General features: G+C 57.6%; 7 protein-coding genes. All 7 read left to right on the forward strand.

The annotated features are described in order from the left end of the window. Positions 1 to 8 precede the first annotated feature (8 nt). Positions 9 to 653: a Wzz/FepE/Etk N-terminal domain-containing protein gene (locus VNM72_09150; protein ID HXF05570.1), complete on the forward strand. Its 645-nt coding sequence runs from the start codon at positions 9 to 11 to the stop codon at positions 651 to 653. Between the two features lie 14 nt (positions 654 to 667). Beyond that, positions 668 to 2,206 (forward strand): O-antigen ligase family protein, encoded by a 1,539-nt coding sequence (locus tag VNM72_09155; protein ID HXF05571.1) that lies wholly within the window; start codon positions 668 to 670, stop codon positions 2,204 to 2,206. Between the two features lie 36 nt (positions 2,207 to 2,242). Then, positions 2,243 to 4,585 (forward strand): glycosyltransferase, encoded by a 2,343-nt coding sequence (locus VNM72_09160; protein HXF05572.1) that lies wholly within the window; start codon positions 2,243 to 2,245, stop codon positions 4,583 to 4,585. An 80-nt stretch (positions 4,586 to 4,665) separates the two neighbouring features. Further along, a complete protein-coding gene (locus VNM72_09165; GenBank protein ID HXF05573.1) occupies positions 4,666 to 6,084 on the forward strand; it encodes a lipopolysaccharide biosynthesis protein in 1,419 nt (472 codons plus the stop codon). Between the two features lie 18 nt (positions 6,085 to 6,102). Then, on the forward strand, positions 6,103 to 6,615 hold the full coding sequence (locus tag VNM72_09170) for a PLAT/LH2 domain-containing protein (protein HXF05574.1): 513 nt from the start codon (positions 6,103 to 6,105) through the stop codon (positions 6,613 to 6,615). 78 nt (positions 6,616 to 6,693) lie between these two features. Next, the gene (locus VNM72_09175) at positions 6,694 to 7,992 is read left to right on the forward strand and encodes a hypothetical protein (GenBank protein ID HXF05575.1); all 1,299 of its coding nucleotides are present in this window, start codon (positions 6,694 to 6,696) and stop codon (positions 7,990 to 7,992) included. A gap of 41 nt (positions 7,993 to 8,033) precedes the next feature. Then, positions 8,034 to 8,525: glycosyltransferase (locus VNM72_09180; GenBank protein HXF05576.1), on the forward strand; the 492-nt coding region annotated here is incomplete at its 3' end.

An 8,525-nucleotide genomic window follows, 5' to 3' on the forward strand; every position in this document is an offset into this window, starting at 1 on the left:
GGACCATCATGAATTCTTTCACCCTCATTCGTGTTGTAGGACGATCCTGGTGGGTCATCGGTTTGACACTGATCGTCGGATTGAGCACAACCATCTATTTCACGCGCAGACAACCACCCATATATCAGGCGACAACGACAGTTGTCATTGGCCCCAGCGGAAGGCTCACCGAAGTAAGCCAGATCGTAAACAGCCTGAATGCCTTAGATCGTCGCAGCGTAGTCGCCACGTACGCTAAGATCCCAACGAGCCGCACAGTACGAGATCGGACGCGCGAGCAGTTAGGTCTTTCTTCGAGCCAGATGCGGTTATATCGGGTGAAGACCGCGATCGTACCTGACACCAATATCCTCCAAATCATAGTTGAAGGACCCGACCCACGCCTGGTGGCCGACGTTGCCAACGCGATTGCCGAGCAAACGAAAAACTACGCTCCGGAATTCTATGGCATCTTCGGATTGAGCATCTTAGATCGGGCCCTCCCGCCAACTCGCCCGGTAGCGCCGGAACTTGCGCGCAACGTGAGCCTCGGAGCCGTCCTCGGACTGCTGCTAGGGATTGGTCTCGCATTACTCATCGAGTACGGACGGCGATGGAAACACGCTTCTACCAAAGAGCCTGCGCCCGAACCCCCGGCTGAACTCTACGTCTGATGGGGGGAGACACCATGAACCGCTTGTCCGCAGACATTTCCGGACTGTTTTCTCCCTCTGACCTCCGGCCTCGCAGCCACACGGGGTTTCTGGCTGGGGCCGTATGTCTGCTGGCGATGGCTCTTGGGTATTATGTCAGCCTGGACCCAGGCTGGTTGCGCGTTTGGATTGACCTCACTCGCGCGTCCCACTGGCTGGGTGTACTGATTGGAGCTGGTGTCTTTCTCGTCATCCTGCGGTGGCCGGGTGTCGGGTTGCTTTTGCTGGTGGCAACTATTTACACGAATATCTCGGAGATCGGGGTGCGCCATTATCAGTGGCCTTCCCTCCTACAATTGGTGATGCCTCTGCTGGCTCTGGCAATCCTGGGACGGCAACTGGTGTCAAGCCGGCCAAGGCTCGTTGTGGACGCTCTGCTGGCACTCCTCATTTTGTACACTGTGGTCATCTTCGCCTCTTCGGTCCGAGCGGTCAATCCTGAGCTGGCGGATGAAAGGTTGTTTGATCACCTCAAGAGCCTGGCCATCGTTCTGGTGGTGATCAACCTCATGACCTCACGGCTTGATCTGCGACACGTGACCTGGGTGTTGGTATTGGTGGGAGCGTTCCTGAGCACGATCAGCATGTATCAGGTCGCCACCTCAGCATACACCCAGGAGTTTGGTGGATTGGGTCGGATTAAGGTGGCCCACATTGTGGATCGTGTGCGTCAGCCACGCATCGCCGGGCCGGTCGGCGATCCCAATTTCTATGCTCAGATTTTAGTGCCGCTGGTTCCACTGGCGTTCTATCAGTTGTGGAAGGAGCCCTCGCTGAGGCTCAAGCTAATTGCAGCCTATAGCCTGAGTATGATCAGCCTGGCGCTCGTCTTTACCTACTCCCGAGGCGGCATTCTCGCCCTAGCAGTAGTCGTGCTGCTGGCAGTAATCATGAAGAAGATCAAGCCCCGACATCTCGTTCTTGGATTCATCCTCTTCCTCCCGCTCTGGCTTGTGGTTCCCAGAGAGTTTGAAGGCCGCTTGAGCACCCTCAAGCAGCTCATCCCCGGAGCCGATGAAACGAGCATGGATGTGGATACCTCTTTCCGGGAACGGGTGCTCTTGATGCAGGTGGCCTGGGAGATGTTCAGAGATCATCCCGTCCTCGGAGTGGGAGCCGGAAATTATTCGGAGCATTATGAGGATTACGCTCAACGGATCGGCTCGACCGTGAGTAGCTATGAGGATTTCGGCCAGCGGCGATTCCCCCACAGCCTCTACCTGGAAATTGCCGCTGAGACGGGGCTGGTGGGGCTGCTTCTCTTTGCGGGCATCGTGGTTGTCACTTTCTTACGGGCGCGTTCGGCCATTCGCCTATTTACAAAAGCTGGAGATATCCACTCAGCACACATAGTGACAGCCCTGGCGCTGGGATTGGTGGGCTACCTGACCTCAAGCGTGTTTCTCCACGGCCATTATCTCCGTTATTTCTGGCTGCTGGTGGCCCTGATGGTAGCGGCCCGACGCATTGGCTCAGCAGAAAGAATGGACAAACCCTTATCCTTCTCCGGGTGATGGCCCACGGAGTCGCCGAGCCGAGGTTGCAGGAGCATGGCCTTTGAAACTCACGTGACAACAAAAACGGTGGAGCCGGCGTCACCGGCGGTGGGTTCGCCGGTCGCCTACATCATGTCTCGCTTCCCGCGCCTGACCGAGACGTTCATCCTGCGCGAAATACTGGAACTGGAGAGGCAAGGTCAACCGGTCATCATTTTCCCGCTACTTCGCGTTCAACAACCGATACGACATGCCGAAGTTGATCAGTTGATCTCCCGGGTGCACTATACACCTTTAGTCTCCGGTGCCATCCTTTCGGCCCAGCTTCATTATCTGAGGCGATCACCGCGACAATACTTGAAAGCGTTGTGGGCAGCCTTAAAAGGCACATGGGGTTCGGCGAACTTGTTCATCGGCGCCATCGGGATTTTCCCGAAGTCGGTGTATCTGGCCCGCTTGATCGAGCAGAGAGGCATTAAACATGTTCACGCCCACTTCGCCACGCATCCGGCGCTAGCAGCGTTGATTATTTCCGAGTTGACCGGCATTGGTTTCAGCTTCACCGCCCATGCCCATGACATTTTTGTTCACACCCGAATGTTGGCCGAGAAGATGGAGAAAGCTCGCTTCGTGGTGACTGTTTCGGAGTTCAATAAGAGATACTTGTTGCGAATCTGCCCGCAGATACCCGCGGATAAGATCATCGTCATCCGCTGCGGCATCGAGATCGAGCGATACGGTAGCGATGCATCTCCGAGTTCTCTTGCTTGTCCTGAACAATCACCTAAGAGCCGGAAGGGCAATCCATTCACGATCGTGTGCGTGGCTAGTCTGCAGCCGTACAAAGGGATCGAATATCTGGTAAGGGCCTGCGCTCTGCTCCGACCGCGGCTTCCCCACCTGCGCTGCCTGATTGTGGGCGAGGGTGAACAACGAAAAAGGATCGAGCGTCTGATTCGCCAATTAGGCCTGTCTCAAACCGTGCACCTGCTGGGCGGTCGGCCACAGCATGAGGTCGCTGCGTTGTTGGCTCAAGCGGACCTTTTCGTCTTGCCGAGCGTTGTCGCGCCAAACGGCCAAATGGAGGGCTTGCCGGTTGCACTCATGGAGGCGATGGCCAGCCGCCTCGCCGTCGTAGCGTCTCGACTGTCCGGAATCCCGGAGCTGGTGGAGGATGGCATCACGGGTCTACTTGTCCCGCCGGGAAATGTGGAGGCTCTGGCCAGAGCGATCACCCAACTCGCCGAATGTGAGTCTCTGCGTCTGGAGATGGGACGACGCGGGCGAGAGGCAATTGCCCGGGAATTTGATCTGACCCGCACCGTCGCCAAGCTGCGCGCGTTGTTTTCCGCCGCTATGGATCAACCATCGCAGCCGATGAATGGGAAGGTCGCGCTCGAAGACGAAATCAGGAACAGAGTCGGCAGCTACCATTCTCCCCTGACAAGCACGGGCTGCATGAATGTGACGTTGAGCCCGCTCCAAAGCAGCCAGGATTCACAAATTTATGAAATAGCCCTGGCCAACGAAAAGCGATGGATCCTTAAGCTGCACCGCCCAGCAGGAGTTCCGCTGGAGAAAATAACCCAGCGAGCGAAGAGATGTGCCGAGCGAGAGTACGAAGCACTGTCATTCTTCTGGCGCGAGTTCTCCCAGCGTTCTACCCGATTGGCCGTGCCCAAGCCGCTGGATTATTTTCCCGAGCACGCGGCGTTAGTGGTTGAAAAGTGTCCGGGCGAAAAGTTGAGTCGCTCGCTCCGGTGGGCTCGTTGGCTCCAGACGACCGCGGGACGGAGGCGGCTGTGTCAACAGGTGAAAGCGTGTGGACAGTGGCTGGCACTCTTTCACCACATAACCCAACGCTCAGCAGATCCATCGGTCATTTATCGGCGGATCGAACGAGAGTTCTACCGGAATCTCGAGATCTGCGAGGTACGTGGTCTTGACCCGGCGCTGGCGGCTCAGATCGCTGTTTGGTTTGAGCGGAAGAAGTCCGCCGCTTTCACCGGCGACCATCAGATCGTGGGCCATCACGGTGATTTCGGTCCCCACAATGTGCTCGTCTCACCGGAGAAGATCACCGTCATAGACTTCGAGGGCTGGCAGGAGGGAATCCTTTATGAGGACCTCTGCTATTTCCTGGGCTTGATCGAGGCGATGCCGTCCTATCACCTGAGTCATGAACTGGTCCAGGTGATCAAAGAGAATTTCCTGCAAGGGTATGGTCAGCCGGAGAAACTCGATTCGAGATCACTGGCCGTTTTCATGCTCACAGCGATGGTGAAGATCATGGCCCATAGTCCGGTGCTCAAGCCCGGGACTACCTGGCTCCATGCCTGGAAGCGCCAACGGCGATTGGCGTTTTACACGAGGTGGCTGAGGGAATACATCACATGAGACCGCACGGGTTCACATCAATGCCTCTGAGTGATCTGCGATCCGCTAGCGGCGAAATCCTGGCTCGGGCCGTTGGGAGCGTGATTTGGACTTACGTTTCGTTGGGTGGCAGTAAGCTGTTAGTATTTGCCAGCAGCCTCATTCTGGCGCGGCTATTGACGCCTGCCGAGTTTGGTCAAGTCGGATTCGCGCTACTGGTTATCAGCTACCTTGATACCATCGGCGACTTAGGCGTCAGTGCGGCGTTGATTTACGAACAGAAACGACCAGAGCAAGCAGCTCATGTTGCCTTCATCATCAGCCTGATCATGGGCATAGTGTGGTTCGTGCTGGCGATGCTCGGCGCACCGCTCATCGCCCGGTTCTTCAAAGATCCAGCAGTTGTGCCCCTCGTTCGTGTGCTGGCGTGGATTTTTGTCCTCACGGCGTTGGGCAACGTGCATGATGCGCTGCTGCGGCGCGAACTCGATTTCAAGCAGCGATTGATCCCTGATCTGGCACGGGCGCTCCTGAAAGGAACGGCGTCGGTGCTGCTGGCGCTTTTGGGCGGAGGAGTGTGGAGCTTGGTGTGGGGACAATTGCTGGGAGCTGCTGCTTCAACGCTGGCACTATGGATGATTGTGCCCTGGAGACCGCGTTGGCGGGTCTCCTGGGACCTCCTCCGCGAAATGTTACGCTATGGCAGCCAGATTGTTTCCGTCAATGTGCTGTCGGCCATTATTCATCACGCGGACCACGTGATCGTTGGCCGGTTGTTAGGGAGCGTCGCCCTGGGTTTCTACGGCATGGCCTCTCGCCTCCCGGAGTTCTTCGTCACCATGGTCATCTGGGTTGTGGGGAATATTGCCTTCCCCGCCTACGCTCGATTGCAAGGAGACCGTCCGACACTCCAACGGGCGTTTCTTGTTACGCTGCGCTACTTATCGCTGGTGACAGTGCCCACTGGCGTAGGACTGGCGGTATTAGGAGCGCCAGTCATCTTAACGTTGTACGGTCCTCAGTGGGAACCCTCAATACCGGTGCTTCAGGCCTTGGCCCTGGCGGGCTGTCTCCGATCACTTGGCTCACATGCCGGTGATGTCTACAAAGCCGTCGGTCGGCCGGATATTTTGGTGCGGGTAGGACTGGTGCGCGCGGTCGTTTTAGTACCGACACTGGTGTGGGGAGCGGGCGGGGGCATCGGAACAGTGGCGCTTGCGCAATTGACGATCACCGGCGCCAGCACGCTGCTCAATCTCTATATTGCCAGTCGGGTTCTGACCCTGCCGCTAAAAACTCTCCTTGCCCAATTCAAGCCAGCAGCGATTAGCACAGCAGTAATGCTGATGGGGCTGCACCTTCTGCCACCTCTGCTCGGGAGTTGGCCGAATGTGGTTCGGTTGACTGTTTCCGCCGCGCTGGGATTCGGGATCTATGCGACTTGCCTCTGGCTAATCAGTCCGGAGGCAGTCCGGCAGGCCCGAGCGGCGATTGCGTTCTCCCTTCGCAAAGCCATCTAGCAACATTTGGAGGTCCGTATGAACAACCGTTTCTTCATCATGGGAATTATCCTCGTGGTGCTTGGTGCCTCGACACCTCTGATGACACTCCAACTGCCGCAGCCGATCACAACAATTCAAGTCCGCATCGTCACGGGCAATCGTCCGGCTGCCGGAACCGATGACCCCGTTTTCCTCGGTCTTGGGGGACGAGAGTTCCGGATTCAGGATCAGAATCTGGCATTTAATGATTTCGCCAGCGGCAGCGAACACACCTACACGTTCGGCGCGGCCAGCTCTGTCAGCCCAGCAACGCTCAATGATCCCCGTGATCCGCAACTGACGACCGACGACCTGTTTGCCTTCCCCGTGTACATCCGAAAGAACGAGGATACGGCGAGTCAGTCCGTTTCCAGTTGGAATGTTGAGGAAGTCACGGTTACCGTCAACCCGGGTCGAAACCAGATTGTTTATTCAGCGCTGGAAGGACCGGCCAATATCTGGCTCACCAATGATGCCGGCTTGATCCTCTACCTGAAGCGCCGGCGGTGAGAAAGGGCGAAGGACCTTAGGGGTGTTCCTCTTTTTAGGTGCGACAGTTTGCTGCTCCTCGATGACCGTGAGGGAAAAGTGATCGAAGCGGTGACACAACCGGGCACGGAGGTCCGTTATGGCTGGCATGATCGCTATAAAATTCCTCTCGATCACCCGGCCGCGTTCCGCTTTTACCTGGATTACCTGCTGGTTCCGCACTCGCGGCGGGAGATGATATGGGCCACCCTTGCGCGGGCGTCCTCGCGGATCGGACGGATCCTGTTGTTGGCTGAAGGCTCATCGAGCACTAGCGCTTTCCAGAATTCGCCTCATTCTCACGGAGAAGATGGCGCTCCTGGTGGCCTGTCCGACGCCGAACGATCATGGGCAGACCTTTTGGCCCCGCGGCTGGAAGAATGCTTACGACGGGCCGGAATAGCAGTGCACGGGCCGTTAGCTTTTCTCATGCTCGATGATTACCGCCATTCGGTCCGCCGACAGATGGTATTCTTTCTCTTTGATCGGGAGTCAGCCCTGCCCCGGGCAGTGGCGAAAGTCGCTACTCAAGCAACTCAGCAGACAGTGCTGGAGCACGAGTATGCGGCACTTTGGACGCTTCATCAACGGCTCGACGATGACCTGCGGGTGACCCTACCCCGTCCGCTGGGGCTCATCCATGTTGGCGCAACGACGACACTGCTGGAAGGATTTCTTCCGGGACGCTCCCTCTATTGTGAACTGCGCAACTGCTGGCGCCCCCATCACTGCGCATCGGAGCATTTTCGCCTGGCGTGCCGGTGGCTCGTGCGATTTCATCAGGCCACCCGCTGGGAGTCAGTCTCCCTGAACGAGGAGTCGGTGGATCGTTATATCGTCCAGCCGCTAAACGCCTTTCAGCGAGACTGCGACGCCTCTGCTGCCGAGCGTGACCTGATCTCTCACATCATCACCTTGGCAAAGGAACTTCCGAACGAGCCTCTTCCCCTCGTCGCACGACAGGGTGATTTCTGGGCGCGTAATGTGATCCGGTGCGGTGAGTTGGTCGGAGTGGTGGATTGGGAGCAGTTTCACTGGCGCAGCACGCCGTTTGAGGATCTCTTCTTGTTCGCCACAAGCTATGGGCTGAGCTACCCCTGGAAGTTGGGACGCTGGGCTACGCCAGCAGCAGCGTTTCGCGCTACCTATTTAGAAGTAAGCTGGCTGGCTCAACTCGTGCGCGACTATCTGCTGTCCTATTGTGAAGCGATGGGGATCTCGCCAAAGCTGCTTGAACTGTTCTTTCCCGTCTTTCTGGCCGAACGGGCATGGAAAGAGCGAGAGCACTCGGGGATCAAGATATGGAGAACCCTGTTTCAGACGTATGCGCATCGAGACGGACCCGCCTGCTTTTGTTGAATCAGGGGCTCAGCGTAGAGGCACCGGTTGAACGGAGGCGGGTGCAAAACCTTTCCCATCGCCCTGAACGTGACGGGCTCCCTCTGATCTTACTGAGCAGCCTGGCCACGGGTGGGGCCGAACGCGTCACCGTCTCGTTCTTGCGCCGGTTGCAGCAGAGAGGTATGGAGGCGCTGGTCTGTACTGTGACAGCTCGGCACGATGGCCCGCTTGCGGCTGAACTCTCATCCTCCGGTGTGCGACGGTATGATCTGGGAGCGCGGCGGCTGGCCGATCCATTAGCAGCGTGGCGACTTCTGCGATTGCTCAGGCGGCAGCCGATAGCTCTTGTACATGCTCACGGACAGGACGCTTCGATCCTGGGCGCGGCGGTTCGATCCCTGGTGGGCGTACCGCTGATCATCACCCGACATGTGCTCGATGAGCCTTCGGTCACGTGGCGTCAACGCCTTCGGGCCCGGTTAGCGCTCTGGGCCATCCGTCAGGCTGACGCCGTTGTGGCGGTATCATCAGCAGCGGCCGATCGGCTGGCG

The sequence above is a fragment of the Blastocatellia bacterium genome (genome assembly GCA_035573895.1).
Lineage (GTDB): Bacteria > Acidobacteriota > Blastocatellia > HR10 > HR10 > DATLZR01.